This window comes from Paenibacillus thailandensis, from assembly GCF_042685365.1.
Lineage (GTDB): Bacteria > Bacillota > Bacilli > Paenibacillales > Paenibacillaceae > Paenibacillus_AP > Paenibacillus_AP thailandensis.
The window spans coordinates 98,237-111,577 of the sequence record NZ_JBHUMY010000011.1 but is presented as its reverse complement, the minus strand read 5'-3'; the positions used below and the strand labels follow the sequence as shown (position 1 = coordinate 111,577).

The 13,341-nt window shown below is 52.9% G+C and carries 18 protein-coding genes; 8 read left to right on the top strand and 10 right to left on the bottom strand.

The window, feature by feature from the left end; all coding sequences use genetic code 11:
- Positions 1-69: 69 nt before the first annotated feature.
- From ACFSW5_RS11015 to ACFSW5_RS11005, 3 genes are all read right to left on the bottom strand, one after another.
- Positions 70-459 (bottom strand): VOC family protein, encoded by a 390-nt coding sequence (locus tag ACFSW5_RS11015; RefSeq protein ID WP_379272681.1) that lies wholly within the window; start codon positions 457-459, stop codon positions 70-72.
- Positions 460-531: 72 nt separating this feature from the next.
- Positions 532-1,101: a class I SAM-dependent methyltransferase gene (locus ACFSW5_RS11010; protein WP_379272679.1), complete on the bottom strand. Its 570-nt coding sequence runs from the start codon at positions 1,099-1,101 to the stop codon at positions 532-534.
- A gap of 2 nt (positions 1,102-1,103) precedes the next feature.
- Positions 1,104-2,063 (bottom strand): TIGR01212 family radical SAM protein, encoded by a 960-nt coding sequence (locus ACFSW5_RS11005; protein ID WP_379272677.1) that lies wholly within the window; start codon positions 2,061-2,063, stop codon positions 1,104-1,106.
- A gap of 304 nt (positions 2,064-2,367) precedes the next feature.
- Here ACFSW5_RS11005 and ACFSW5_RS11000 point away from each other — a divergent pair, with 304 nt between their 5' ends.
- The gene (locus tag ACFSW5_RS11000) at positions 2,368-2,580 is read left to right on the top strand and encodes a hypothetical protein (RefSeq protein WP_379272674.1); all 213 of its coding nucleotides are present in this window, start codon (positions 2,368-2,370) and stop codon (positions 2,578-2,580) included.
- 185 nt (positions 2,581-2,765) lie between these two features.
- On the opposite strand, the gene ACFSW5_RS10995 is transcribed toward ACFSW5_RS11000, so the two are convergent.
- Positions 2,766-3,008, bottom strand: a complete 243-nt coding sequence (locus ACFSW5_RS10995) for a transposase (RefSeq protein ID WP_379272877.1) — start codon at positions 3,006-3,008, stop codon at positions 2,766-2,768.
- Positions 3,009-3,222: 214 nt separating this feature from the next.
- Between ACFSW5_RS10995 and trmB the strand changes: the two genes are divergently transcribed.
- Entirely contained in the window at positions 3,223-3,990 is a 768-nt protein-coding gene (trmB, locus tag ACFSW5_RS10990; RefSeq protein ID WP_379272672.1) for a tRNA (guanosine(46)-N7)-methyltransferase TrmB, read from the top strand.
- A 92-nt stretch (positions 3,991-4,082) separates the two neighbouring features.
- Here the strand turns inward: trmB and ACFSW5_RS10985 are convergent, their stop codons facing one another.
- The gene (locus tag ACFSW5_RS10985; RefSeq protein WP_379272670.1) at positions 4,083-4,637 is read right to left on the bottom strand and encodes a phosphatase PAP2 family protein; all 555 of its coding nucleotides are present in this window, start codon (positions 4,635-4,637) and stop codon (positions 4,083-4,085) included.
- Positions 4,638-4,867: 230 nt separating this feature from the next.
- Between ACFSW5_RS10985 and ACFSW5_RS10980 the strand changes: the two genes are divergently transcribed.
- The 5 genes from ACFSW5_RS10980 (at position 4,868) to rplT (ending at position 9,025) form a co-directional block, all read left to right on the top strand.
- Positions 4,868-6,046 (top strand): glycosyltransferase family 4 protein, encoded by a 1,179-nt coding sequence (locus ACFSW5_RS10980; protein WP_379272668.1) that lies wholly within the window; start codon positions 4,868-4,870, stop codon positions 6,044-6,046.
- Between the two features lie 342 nt (positions 6,047-6,388).
- Positions 6,389-7,627 (top strand): glycosyltransferase family 2 protein, encoded by a 1,239-nt coding sequence (locus tag ACFSW5_RS10975; protein WP_379272666.1) that lies wholly within the window; start codon positions 6,389-6,391, stop codon positions 7,625-7,627.
- 259 nt (positions 7,628-7,886) lie between these two features.
- Positions 7,887-8,399 (top strand): translation initiation factor IF-3, encoded by a 513-nt coding sequence (gene infC / locus ACFSW5_RS10970; protein WP_379272875.1) that lies wholly within the window; start codon positions 7,887-7,889, stop codon positions 8,397-8,399.
- Positions 8,400-8,422: 23 nt separating this feature from the next.
- Positions 8,423-8,623, top strand: a complete 201-nt coding sequence (gene rpmI, locus ACFSW5_RS10965) for a 50S ribosomal protein L35 (RefSeq protein WP_379272664.1) — start codon at positions 8,423-8,425, stop codon at positions 8,621-8,623.
- Positions 8,624-8,665: 42 nt separating this feature from the next.
- Positions 8,666-9,025 (top strand): 50S ribosomal protein L20, encoded by a 360-nt coding sequence (rplT, locus tag ACFSW5_RS10960; protein WP_379272662.1) that lies wholly within the window; start codon positions 8,666-8,668, stop codon positions 9,023-9,025.
- 136 nt (positions 9,026-9,161) lie between these two features.
- On the opposite strand, the gene ACFSW5_RS10955 is transcribed toward rplT, so the two are convergent.
- The 4 genes from ACFSW5_RS10955 to ACFSW5_RS10940 form a co-directional block, all read right to left on the bottom strand.
- Complete coding sequence (locus tag ACFSW5_RS10955; RefSeq protein ID WP_379272660.1) at positions 9,162-9,926, bottom strand: DUF4247 domain-containing protein; 765 nt, start codon at positions 9,924-9,926, stop codon at positions 9,162-9,164.
- Between the two features lie 33 nt (positions 9,927-9,959).
- Positions 9,960-10,466, bottom strand: coding sequence for a DUF4178 domain-containing protein (locus tag ACFSW5_RS10950; RefSeq protein ID WP_379272658.1), 507 nt, complete (start codon positions 10,464-10,466; stop codon positions 9,960-9,962).
- 33 nt (positions 10,467-10,499) lie between these two features.
- Positions 10,500-10,901 (bottom strand): DUF350 domain-containing protein, encoded by a 402-nt coding sequence (locus ACFSW5_RS10945; protein WP_379272655.1) that lies wholly within the window; start codon positions 10,899-10,901, stop codon positions 10,500-10,502.
- Positions 10,902-11,068: 167 nt separating this feature from the next.
- Complete coding sequence (locus tag ACFSW5_RS10940) at positions 11,069-11,740, bottom strand: PspA/IM30 family protein (RefSeq protein ID WP_379272653.1); 672 nt, start codon at positions 11,738-11,740, stop codon at positions 11,069-11,071.
- 241 nt (positions 11,741-11,981) lie between these two features.
- On the opposite strand from ACFSW5_RS10940, the gene ACFSW5_RS10935 reads away from it, so the two are divergent.
- Complete coding sequence (locus ACFSW5_RS10935) at positions 11,982-12,350, top strand: hypothetical protein (protein ID WP_379272651.1); 369 nt, start codon at positions 11,982-11,984, stop codon at positions 12,348-12,350.
- Positions 12,351-12,400: 50 nt separating this feature from the next.
- On the opposite strand, the gene ACFSW5_RS10930 is transcribed toward ACFSW5_RS10935, so the two are convergent.
- Positions 12,401-12,847, bottom strand: a complete 447-nt coding sequence (locus ACFSW5_RS10930; protein ID WP_379272649.1) for a GNAT family N-acetyltransferase — start codon at positions 12,845-12,847, stop codon at positions 12,401-12,403.
- Positions 12,848-13,341 lie beyond the last annotated feature (494 nt).

The window sequence follows — 13,341 nt, the reverse complement described above, 5'->3', positions numbered from 1 at the left end:
CGATCTCTCCCCACATGAGTGATTTCTCTACAAATCGGAAATGAACATCATGCTTACCGAAAGACAATACTATACGCCCGGTTCAAACAGTTCCAGGATTTCGCCGTCGGGTCCGCAAAAGAAGAAATAGCGGGAGCCGTCGGGCAAAGTCGTAATTTCGGTGTCTAGCAGCTGAACGTTAAGAGACTTTATTCTCTCAAGCTCGGTATCCAGATTGTCCACGGTAAATGCGGCATGATGCACTTTGCCTTCCGCGGTGACGGGCCCATTATAGCCTTCGATCAGCTCGATGACCGTTTGCTCCGCATCCGGAAAGGCAAGAAACGCCAGCCTGATTATACCATTTGTGTGGAGCATCGTCTTTAGGTGCTTTAGCCCAAGTATTTCGGTATAAAAGGTTATGGATTTTTCGAGATTCGAAACGTGGATGCCCAGATGCTCAATTTTTTTTACTGCCATGTGAACAACTCTCCTTTTCATTTGTAATTCTAGTACTTTCATCTTAATATAAGATTTCTAAACTCTCACCCGTTATTTCTTAACGATTCCTATCAAATAGGGGGCGGCGGGACGCTGCAGCTGGCGATACAACACCGCTTGTCCGGTCTGTACGGGAAGGCGGGCAGCCCACGCCTCGACTTCCGCCGCCTCGCGCTCACCCCCGGCATGGCCGGGATACAACACGCAGGTGATGATGCCGCCGGGGCGGAGCAGTTCAAGAGCCGACCGAAGCGCGGACAACGTGCTGTCCGGCCGGGTAATGACCGACTGGTCCCCGCCCGGCAAATAGCCGAGATTGAACATAACCGCCGCCACCTTGCCGATATGAGCCGGATCAACCGCCTCCAGCATTTCGGCGTGGCTCCGGAGGACCAGATGCAAGGATGGCATGGCGGCCAGTTCGGCAAGACGGTTTTCGGTTCGATCCAAAGCGGCCTGCTGAATGTCGAACGCATAGACCGTTCCCCGGGCTCCGACGATTCTCGACAGCTCGTACGTGTCGACGCCTCCTCCGGCGGTCGCGTCGATAACCGTATCGCCGGGGGACGTCCGCTCGGCGATCCATTTATGCGCCATGCTGATAACAGACAAGAAACCCATAGCTACTCCTTTGTCCAGAGCTTGCCTTGCCAAGTGCCGCGGCCTTTAAGCTCTTTGTCGATTCCGTTTAATACGTCCCACTTATTCATGCTCCACAACGGGCCGATGAGCAGATCGCGCGGGGCGTCTCCGGTCAGCCGGTGGACAATCATCTCCGGAGGGAGGAGCTCAAGGGTGTCGACGACAAGCTTGATGTATTCGTCCCGTTCCAAAAAACGGAGAAGTCCGGCTTCGTATCGGCGGACCATGGGCGTTTTGCGCATGAGGTGAAGCAGGTGGATTTTAATGCCCTGCACGCCCATTTTCGCTACGGCGCGTCCGGTTTCAAGCATCATCTCATGGGTTTCCTGAGGCAGACCGTAAATAATGTGCGCGCACACCCGAATGCCCCTCTCCCGCAGTCTGCGGACTGCATCGAGATAACAAGCCGTATCGTGGGCGCGGTTAATGAGCAGGGAAGTGGACTCGTGCACCGTCTGCAGCCCCATCTCCACCCATAAATAAGTGCGCTCGTTCAGCTCGGCCAAATAATCCACCACATCGTCGGGCAGACAGTCCGGTCTGGTCGCAATGGACAAGCCGACAACGCCGGGCTGCTCCAAAATGACTTCATAATACTCGCGCAGCGTTTCGACCGGGGCGTATGTGTTCGTATACGCTTGAAAATAGCCGATATATTTGGCTTCCGGCCATTTCAAATGCTGGCGGTCGCGGATTTTGTTGAACTGCGTGACGAGATCGTCCCGCCGGCTTCCGGCAAAATCGCCCGAGCCCCGCGCGCTGCAAAAGGTGCATCCGCCTTTTGCAATCGTATTATCCCGGTTCGGGCAAGTAAAACCGGCGTCCAGCGTCACTTTGAACACCTTTTCGCCGAATTGCTCTCTCATCTCGCAGTTCCAGGTATGAAACCGTTTATCGTTCCACAGCTTCGGCTCTTCGGCCGAAACGGATATTCCGCTCATAACGATCTCCTTTTTATTTCCGACCCGTAAGTAAAAAAAATCATCAATCGTGCACTGTCTATTCTAACGAAAAGCGAGCGGAAATGCCATTCCGTCTTTCTGTTAAGGGAAGCGCTTTCCCGCATCGCAGCGCTGGAAATTTCCAAGGCCTAATTTAATTTTGGGCTTGAAAAACCTTACATGATGTGTTAAATTAAAAGTGCGACAAATCAATAAAAAAATCTGACATGGCTTATTTGCACTTACCGTCATAAAACGTCGATTAACTGGAAATGCTTTATAAAAAATCGATGAGGTGATTAAGATGAGCGCAACAGCTGTAAAAATCCCGCACGGAGACGAGACGGTCACGCTTGAACTTACGGTTAAAGAAATGATGGCGCTGGCAGGCATCCGGTTCCATAACGACCACCCGGTTGAAATCTCCGCTCGCAAGAAGCTCCAAGAAGCCATAGAAGTCAAATATTCGATCGATTCGAAGGAAGAAGCGCCGATTCCATATCAACATCTCGTTTGATCGGCATCTCGTTTAAATCGGCCATCCGTTCGAACGCACGAACCGTCGTACCCGACCGATCTATTTGGAAAACGCTTTTACACATAAGGAGACCGCTTAGTCGCTAAGCAGTCTCTTTTTTATTTGCTCGCGATACGCTTTAGATTTAGAAGAACTATGGGGCCGATAGTGGGAGCTGCATGTCCTTATGGGAACAACATTGTTGCCTCATTTGAACCGCTAGAGAGTGCAAAAGGCTGTTGTCTCGTATCGATCGAGTAGGCTTGATGATGGCCGCAACGGGGGCAGCGGAAACCGTCGGGCCACTTCAATTTATAGATATAATCCGAACAATGTTGCTCGGACGGAAATGATCTGCTTGAAACGGATACGGCATGATGTCGAACGTCTAGAGAACGATAAAATAGGGGGAGCTGAACAAAGGGGATACAGCCTATAAAGCGAAAAAAGGGGAGTTTTGACCGAATCCGGCGCCAATAGCGGGCTCAAACGATCGCTAAACGCCCGTTATCCGAAGAAATTGCATCGCGATCGCCTGGCGCGGACGGAATGGTGCGACAAGTCTTTACAACGGCAAGAAACTTGGGCACAATAAGGACTAGTTTGCAAACATGAAACGATCATATTGGAGGATCAACCGCAATGCGTTTAAGGGGAAGAAAAGGGATTAGAGAAAGTTTGGAGCGGCAGCCCGAGCTGGTCGTGCTCGATGCCGAGCCGCTTCGCGGAAAGTGGAGCGAGTTTTTTGGAAACGACCGCCCTATTTATGTGGAGCTCGGTATGGGCAAAGGCCGTTTTATTAGCGAAATGAGCGCTCGCAATCCGGATATTAATTTCATCGGCGTCGATATGTACGACGAGCTGATCCGCCGCGCGAGCGAAAAAGCGAGGAACGTTTGGAGCGAAAAAGGCGTCGAGTCTCCGCCGAATTTGGCCTTGTTGAGAGCCAACATCGAGCATATCGAGAAAATGTTCGCGCCGGGCGAAATCGAACGGATTTTTCTGAATTTCAGCGATCCGTGGCCGAAGAGCAAGCATGCGAGAAGAAGGCTGACGCATCCTCGCTTCCTGCAGAAATATATCGAGCTGCTTAACGAAAACGGAGAAATTCATTTTAAGACCGATTCGCAGTCTTTATTCGAGTTTTCGTTGAACAGCTTTGCCGAAACCGAGCTGCAGCTTCGGAACATTTCGCTGAATTTGCATAAGGACGGACCACGCGAGGATTTGGTATTTACGGAATACGAATCGAAATTTGTAGAGAAGGGGCAAAATATTTACCGCTGCGAAGCCGTCATCGGCGCCGCCGCGCTTGCCCGCTACCGGGACGAGAAGAAGCGGGCCGCAGCCCGAACGGCCGAAGCGGAAGCCGACACGGATACGGATACGGAGGTTGCGGCGGACGAATAGACCGATTCGGACGAATCGGCCGTTTTTATGCGGAAAATGAGATAAAACCTGAGCTTCTTGCCGTCCGGTGGACGGTGCAAGAAGCTCAGGTTTTATATTGACGGAACCCAGCTGAATTCGACGGCGATCGCCGTGAGTGTGCCGATCAGGGCACCGGCGGCAACGTCTGACGGGTAATGCAGTCCCAGATACATGCGCGACCAGCCTACCGAACCCGCTACGATAATCGCGATCGGAAGAACGAGCAGCAGCCAAACGTTCATCAGTACGATCGGAACGAGCCAAGCGAATATCGCGGTCGTATGGCCCGAAGGAAACGAAGAATCCTTCAGCAGCTTTCTCCCGGTGTGAACGTCGGGCAGTGCCTGATAAGGCCGGAGCCGCTTGAATTTCCACTTGACGATAGCGACCGGAATATGGCTGATAATAACGGCCGTGAGACATTTCCAGCCGGTTACGTTCCACGGCGAGGGAGCGAGCAAAGCGGCGAGCAGCGCAGTAACGAGGGTGAAGGTGGCTCCGCCCATATGGGTTACCGTACTGAGCCATTTGCCCAGCAAGCCCGAACCGCCGTTAACCGGCCTGCGATTTGCCCATTGGAGCAATTGCAGCTCTTGCGTCCGCAGCCAACCGATCATTTTTTCCACCCGGATTCCTCCTTCATGTACTCCCTATACCTCGATATTAACACGTCTTTGTTCTCCGGATGTTAAAAAAGAGAAAAAATGCCGTTAACAATTTCTACATTCGTCTTTTATCCCTTGCTAACAAACCCGCCTTAAACTGTCGGGAGCAGCACATTAGATCGCCGCTCTCGGACGTCTCCGGCCAGTTGCGGCACCCGGCTTCCGGAAGCGGTCGAATAGGAGGGAAAAGCATGAGGATAGCGCTTTTTACCGATACGTACGAGCCGGAGGTTAACGGCGTCGCCCGGACGCTGAAGAGATGGGTTTCGTATCTCGAAAACCGCGGCGTCGCTTGCAAAGTCTTTGCTCCTTCCGCCGAGCCTGACGATCGTACCGCGCAAGGCCCCCACTCCGTTACCCGTTTCGCAAGCTTGCCCTTCTTTATGTATCCCGAATGCCGCTTGGCTTTGCCCAATCCGCTGTTCGTGAAAAAGGCGATACAATCTTTTAAGCCTACGCTTATCCATGTCGCGACCCCGTTTAATATCGGATTATGCGGCCTTTACGCCGCCAAAAAGTTTAATCTTCCGTTAATTGCTTCGTACCACACGAATTTTGACCGTTATTTACCGTTTTACAATTTGCAATGGATGGAAAAGCTACTATGGAGGTATTTGGAATGGTTTCACCATGATTGCAGCCGGATTCTCGTTCCGACGCGGCCGGTCAAAGAAGAACTCGTCGCCCGGGGCTGGGACGAGAAGCGGCTGTCCATATGGCGCAGAGGGATCGATCCGTCCCGGTATCATCCCCGCGTTCAGAGAGAAGCATGGCTGCAGCGGCACGGGCTGGACCCGGATACATTCGTCGTGCTGTACGCGGGAAGAATGGCCCCAGAGAAGCAGGTGGACGTGGCGATTAAGGCTTTCAGCCTGTTTCAGCGGCGCTGCCCGAGCCGAACGGCGCTTGTTCTCGCCGGAGACGGCCCGACGGCATCGACCATGAAGGAGCTTGCGGAGCAGGAGGGGATTGCCGCTTATTTCGCCGGTCTTGTACAGCCGGACGATATGCAGCGGTGGTACGCCGCGGCGGATCTGTTTCTTTTTCCCTCCTCAACCGAAACGTTCGGAAATGTCGTATTGGAGTCGATGGCTTGCGGAACGCCCGTCCTCTGCGCCGATCAGGGCGGCGTAACCGATATTGTCGTCCACGGCCATACCGGCCTGATGTGCGAAGCGGGCAGCGACGAATCGTTTGCGGACGCGCTCGAGCTTGCGTATCGGGATTTGCCGCTGCGCCGAAGGCTGGCGGCGGCGGGACTTAATTACAGCAGGCGCCAAACGTGGGAAGCGATCTTCGACCAGCTGTTTGAAAGCTGTATCGAATTGTCCGGATCCGAATATTCCTCATCCGGACATATTGCAAATTAAGAATTTTTTAAGAAACATTTTGGGAAGTTTTGTCGTAGAGTAAAGGACAATAGGGCTAAAAAGCTTGGAAACGAATGAAAATGGAAACGAGACGTTGGAAAAGGAGGGAATGCGCATATTCGTTGGGCAAGGACGGTCTTTTCCGGCTTGATTAAGGGAAGACGGCCTGTAATTCCATTTTGACAAAGTTAAAGTTTGCATGCAGAATCAGTTAATGTCTCGGCGCATTTAGGGGTGAATCGCCGGGGATTCCAAAAAAAAGAGAAAAAGAAAAAGCCGGACGATGCTTGGCATAAGAATCGGCTGCTAATCAAAAAAAGGGGTCTTAAGGGGGCAATACCAATGTTTAACACCATCATGCTTGCTTTGCAAATCGCATTTGCACTGCTTGGCGTGTACCAGCTCGTGCTGTCATTTTTCGGCTGGCGGCGCAAAAAAGAGGTCATTACGCACGCGCCTCAAAAATCGTTTGCCGTGTTGGTCGCGGCGCATAACGAAGAACAGGTTATCGGCGCGTTGATCGAAAACTTGCTGAAGATGAAATATCCGCGGGAGCTGTATGACATTTTCGTTATTTGCGACAACTGTACGGACCGTACCGTTGACATCGTGCGCAGCTACGAGGGCGTATTCGCGTGCGAACGGCATAACCTGAACCAGCGGGGCAAAGGCTACGCCGTCGAGTGGATGCTCAAGGAACTGTGGAAAATGCCGCGAAGCTACGACGCGGTCGTTATTTTCGACGCGGACAATCTGGTCGCGACGGACTTCCTGGATTACATGAACAACGACCTGTGCAACGGCGTCAAAGTCGTGCAAGGTTACCTGGACACGAAAAACCCGAACGACTCGTGGGTCAGCTCCGCGAACGCGATCAACTACTGGTTCTGCAACCGCCTGTGGCAGCTTCCGAGATTCAACCTGGGGCTTTCCAACTTCCTTGGCGGGACGGGCATGTGCTTTGACGCGAAGCTGCTCCAAGAGATGGGCTGGGGCGCTACCAGCTTGGTCGAGGATTTGGAATTTACGGTGCGCTGCATTCAGCGCGGCATTTACCCGAAATTCAACTTCGACGCCAAAGTGTTCGACGAGAAGCCGATTACGTTCCGCGCGTCGGCAAGGCAGCGCCTTCGCTGGATGCAGGGGCACTTCGACGTTACGCGCAAATATCTGCTTCCGGTACTGTGGCAGGGCATCAAAGAGCGCAGCATGGTGAAAATCGATGCCGCACTTTATATTTTTAACGGCTATAATTTTCTGTTCGGCTTTTTTATCGCGGTCATCTATTACGGTGACATGATTTTGCCGGGCGAGCCGCATTTGACGTCGGTTTACGGCCTGCTTCCGGTATGGCTTTCCGTTCCGTACATGCTGTACGTGCTGCTGCAAACTCCGCTGGCGATGTTCCTGGAACGCGTGGAGTGGAAACAATACGTAAGGCTGATTACGTTTCCGATATTCCTTCTGTCGTGGTGGCCGGTTACCGTCCATGCTTTCTTTACGCAAAACAACAAGCAATGGAGCCATACCCAGCATACGCGCGTCCTGCGTCTGGAGGATGTCCAAAGCAAGCAGCTTTAAGTAAAAGGCTGTTGACACGGCAATTTGGAATATGATATATTCACTGAGTAATGCAAATGACAACTTACGCTGCAAGAAGAAGCGCCCGCTTCTCACCTCCCGGATCTGCCGGCTGGTTATGCGACAATAATCGAATCCGTTCGAATTGCGGCAACGCAATGACGGCGCTTATGTACGGTTATGAGATGCGGGTCTAACGATTCGCATCTTTTTTATTTTCGGTAGTAAGGTCAGGCATTTCAAATGGAGGTGGCAAACAATTAGCAGAGAACATCAAATCAACGATGAAATTCGGGCAAGAGAGGTGCGCCTGGTCGGAGCGGACGGCGAGCAAATCGGCATCAAACCGCTTCGCGAAGCTCTTCAAATGGCAATCGACCTGAATTTGGATCTCGTAAACGTCGCTCCTGCGGCCAAACCGCCCGTATGTCGGATAATGGACTATGGAAAATTCCGTTACGAGCAGCAGAAGAAAGAGAAGGAAGCGCGCAAAAATCAAAAGGTCGTTGACGTCAAGGAAGTTTGGTTCCGCGCCAACATTGACGAGCACGACTATCAAACGAAATATCGCAACGTCGTGAAGTTCCTTGGCGAAGGCGATAAAGTGAAAGCTTCCGTCCGCTTCCGCGGCCGCGAAATCGCCCATGCGGCGATCGGCCAGCGCGTGCTGGAGCGCCTTTCCCAAGAAGTTGCCGATCTGTGCGTCGTAGAGCGGGCTCCGAAGCTTGAAGGACGCTCGATGATTATGATTCTGGCACCGAAGAGCAACTAAAACCCTTAAGGAGGATAAATGACATGCCTAAGATGAAAACACACAGCAGTCTGAAAGACCGTTTCAAAATTACTGGTACGGGTAAAGTAAAACGCTACAAAGCGTACAAAAACCACCTGCTTTCCCATAAATCCGGCCGTCAAAAACGCGTTCTTGCAGGTCAGCCGCTGATGGCTCCTGGTGACGTAAGCCGTTTGAAACAAGGCCTTTCCAACCTGAAATAATAGCATTGAACGACTAAGTAAAATTACAGGAGGTTTCTACTCATGGCAAGAGTTAAAGGCGGTTTTGTCCGCACTCGTCGTCGCAAAAGAATTTTGAAGCTGGCAAAAGGTTATTTCGGTTCGAAACACCGTCTGTTTAAAACAGCGAAAGAGCAAGTCAACAAATCGCTGTTGTACGCATACCGCGACCGTCGCCAAGTAAAACGCGACTTCCGCAAGCTGTGGATCGTTCGTATCAACGCGGCAGCTCGCCAAAACGGCCTGTCGTACAGCAAATTCATGCATGGCCTGAAGCTGGCCGGCATCGAAGTAAACCGCAAAATGCTGGCTGACCTGGCCGTGAACGACATCAACGCGTTCAACTCGCTGGCCGGCGTAGCGAAAGAAAAAGTAAACGCCTAAGGCGTTTTGAGAGGTTGTCCGGTTAACATGCCGGACAACCTCTTTTATTTGTGCCCGGGACGTCCAGAGCCGGGCATATCGAGGGAGCGGTTTGGCGCAGCTCCCCACGCAAAATAAAAGACGACGGTGCGATCATTTACCGTCGTCTTGTTATTTTGCCCCGGCCGGCCTTGACCTTCGGGGCGGAGTAGCTTTTTTTCTTGAACAGGCTGCCGGATTTGCCGCCATCGCCGCTGCTCGAAGATGGACTGTCCTTCGTAATGATTTTGCCGATCGTCGAAGAGGACCGGCCCGTTCCGCTACCTCCGCTTGACCCGGTTGCGGCGGATGAATCGGCCGTTTTGGAACGCTTGAAGATCATCCCGGTTCTGTCGACGGTTACGGGCGGCGCCGTTTTCTTGTCCGCTTCCGTCGGCGTCCGGTAGGTCTGCTGCGGTTTATAAACATCCTGCGTCGAATATCCGCGGTAGCTGCCTTTGCCGTATTTGCCGTAATCGAACAGTTCGTCGAGAAGGGAAGCGAGCAGGTAGCCTTCTAGGAACGACATGCTGTAATTTTGCTGCACGTATTCCTTCGAATCGATTTCGATCAGCGTATCGTCCGGATTGTCCGGCGCTTGCTGGACGTGAACGATCTCGTCCGGGTAAACGAGAAACATCCGCTCGCTGCTTGCCGGGGACTGCTGTTCGGGCTGTCTTTGCGCGGCCAGCCGGGCGGCCACCTCGGGCACCGTCTCGCCGGCCGCCCGGTATACGTACGATGTCTGGCTGCCCGAGCCGTTGACGGCTTCCAGCGGATACTGCTCTTTGACGGAGCTCGAAACGCCGCAAGCAACGAGCAAAGGCACGATAAAGCTGAGAACGACAATAATTTTAACGCCGTGGAGCCACCATTTGTTCATGTTCGTCACCTCCTGCGGGACTCTCCTTAAAGCTTACGTCCCGCGCAGCACCCGAACGTCGGCGGGGAGCACCTCTTCGCCGGCATATAACATGAATCGGCCGTCTTGCCATTCGATCCGGAGCAGCTTCATGTCGTCGGACTTGAATTCCCAGACGTGCTGTTCCCCGCCTTGCTTGAACGGAGTGCGGCCCGTGCACAAAATAAATCCGGAATATTGCTCTTCCAGATGGTACATCCGTCCGTCAAGCTCCAACGTTGTCGGCACTTCGTTGAACGTATCCAATCGGCCGTCGATCGATTCGAACAGCTCGTACACGGTACGCTCGCGTTCCTCGATCGCGAGGTATCTCACGTCCGTGCCGTCCTGCAGCGTCAGAAGGACCGCGTTGCGGCTTCTGTTTTGCGTTCGGCCGGTAACTTGGAAAGTGACAAGGGATACTTCGCAAACGTCTCCGGCCGTCAGCGACAGGACGCTTTTTTCTGGCCGGAGGGGCTCGGGCTTCGCGATTATATTTTTAATTCGTTTGAATAAACTCATCGGTACGATCTCCTTCTTCAGCTCTCGGCCGGTTTATACGGCCCCGATAATAAGCGCTCCCGCCAGATGGAGCGAGCCGGCGAACAAGGCGTAATTGACTTTGCCTTCGTGAATGCCTTCCTCCAGCTTAATGCCTCCCGCCGCCGCCAGTCCGATCCGGAACAGCCACTCGACAATAAACAGAACGACAAAAGAAACAACGGAAATAACGAGCGCTTCCCACAGGTCGCCGGACTTGGCGATGGACTGCCCCAGAATATACGCTTGGGCGATCAGCTTCAAGACGAACCGCGCGGTGACCGCCGTATTGCCTTCCCGAATTTCTTGAAAGTCCCGGTATTTGGTCGTGAGGGAGTCGAGCAGCATAAGCGCCAGCAGCAGAACCGCGCCCAGCGCCGTCCATACGGGAATGCGCAGTATGGCTATCCAATCCATTGATGAATCCTCCTAAAAGTTTTGCGAGCCTTGCTACTTGGATTATACGTCGAGCAAAACTCGCATCGGAAGCATACGCTCAGTTTTGCGAGCCCCCAATCGCAAAAACCGCCGGCGCAAGATCGGCAGATCTCTGCTCGCCGGCGGGAAGTTGGACAGGCATCGCTTTATTTCTGTTCGTATTGCTTCATAAGCGAGGCAAGCTCGTCTTCGATCGCTTTATCCTTGTTCAGGTTCGCGAACTCTTCGTCCAGCGATTTGCCCTTGGATGCCAGAAGCTCGTTGCTCGCTTCGGCGCGCGCTTCCATTTGCATCATTTTCTCCTCCATGCGCTTCAGGCCGGCCGCCGCTCCGTCCGAATTGAAGCCGGAGATCGACTTGTTGATTTGCTCTTGCGCTTTGGCCGCATTGTAACGGGCGACAAGCGTTTCGCGCTTGTTTTTCATTTCGGCCAGCTGCTTGCGCATTTCATCCAGCTTGGCGCGGAGATTGTCGGCCAGCGCTTTGTTCTGGTCGTAGCTTGCTTTATATTCGGCCGCTTTCGCTTCGGCCGCTTTTTTCTCTTCAAGCGCTCTGCGCGCCAAATCGACGTTTTGCGCCTGGGCCGCGATATGCGCTTGCTCCGTCCGTTTTTCAACAAGCTGGGCTTGCTCTTCGTACAATTGCTTGAATTTTTTCTCCAGGGCGATTTGCGCCGCTACCGCTTTCTCCGCATCCTCCAGATCCTCTTGCATGTCGCGAATATATTGGTCGGTCAGTTTTACCGGATCCTCGGCTTTTTCGATCAATGCGTACACGTTGGAAAGGGTAAGGTCGCGCAATCTTTTAAAAATGGACATATCGTTAATCCTCCCGGTTAAAATAGTGAACTGATACATCTAGTTACGCGTAAAGCGGAATAAAGTTTCAACCCGCAAGTAAAACTATTTTTTTGTTCCTTATCCTAAATTATCCGTGCTTGTGCCGCAAATCTATTATTTCAACCGTAATCTCTTATTTCTTGGGCAACGGGACAAACAAACAATCGGATATTGATAGAAAAGAATACGATAAAGAATAACGGGAAAAGGAGGGATTTCTATGCAACATGTTACGAGAGAGCAAGCGCTTAGGCTCGTCGGCAAAGATATCTACGCGGTTCGCAGAGACAACTCTGTCGCTACCGGAAGGCTCGTCGGGCTGCGGGGCGACAAGCTGGTGCTAGAGCCTCTTCGCAAGGACAGGGGAAAGACGGTTCATACGAGAGGATTCATCCTCCCTTTATTATTGTTTGATTTGCTCGCGATCGGCACGCTTCCGTTCTGGGGCTTCGGCGGCTGCGGCTGCGGAGGAGGCTGCGGCGGATACGGCGGCTATGGCGGTTATGGAAAACCGAAACCCGGATACTATAAAAACGGATATAACGGATACAAAAATTACGGCGGCTATGGCGGCGGGTACTACTATTAAGAGTACAGGGTACCGTCCGGCGGGATGAAAGCGAACGGGTATACGCCCGGTCAGACAAGGCGCTTCACCATTTCATAGCATCGGGTCACAGGCGAAAAGCCGGCCGCCGAGTAGCCAAGCCTCTCGTAAAAGCGGCGGGCTCCCGGATTGGACTCGTCAACGAACAGGAAGGCCGCCGTACAGCCGCGCTCCCGTCCGTAGGCCTCGCAAGCGGACAGAAGCTGCCGCCCCAGTCCCCGTTCGCGGTTAGCGGGATGGACCGCAAGCATATCCACGTATAGCCATTCGCCCGCCGCGATCAGATGAATAAAACCAAGGGGAGGAGCGGTTTTGCCGGCGGCGGCCACGAAGGTGACGCCCCGGCGAAACCGTTTGGGCAGCTCGCGAATGGTCGGGGCGTCATTCCAATGGACGGTGTGCGAATGCGGAATGAGCTCCTTGCGGATAAGGTCACACAATACGGCGTCATCGACTCTGGCGTTCCGTAACCGGATCATGCTGCAGCTTCCTTTCGCGGGCTGCCGCCCGATATAAGGATAACCTGCATAAATGCAGGAGGAGTGGCTACAATAACGTATGAGAAAAACCTCTACCGGGGTTCCGCGAGGGCGGCTTATTGGGTGAACAAAACGCAAGCCCGTTAAGAACGGAATTTCGGGAACGAACCTTCAATGTTAGTTATTGACGCGGGTCATGGTAAGGGATATAATAAGAAAAAATTAACCCATAGACAATCGGCTATGATGAGGACGAAGTGTTAAGGGCTCTTTTGTTCAGAGAGCGTACGGATTTGCTGAGACCGGCGCCATTACCCCTTTTCTACGAGCTCACCTCGGAGCTGTTCTCCTGAAAAGCGGCTTGCCCGCGTATTAGGGAGAATCGCAAGGCACGCGTTATTGTGCTGAAGGTAAAGACGGCAGTGCGCACACGTTTTTACCTGCGGAGGCTGTACATCGCAAGATGTCGGCGAAGTTGGGTGGTACCACGGAAG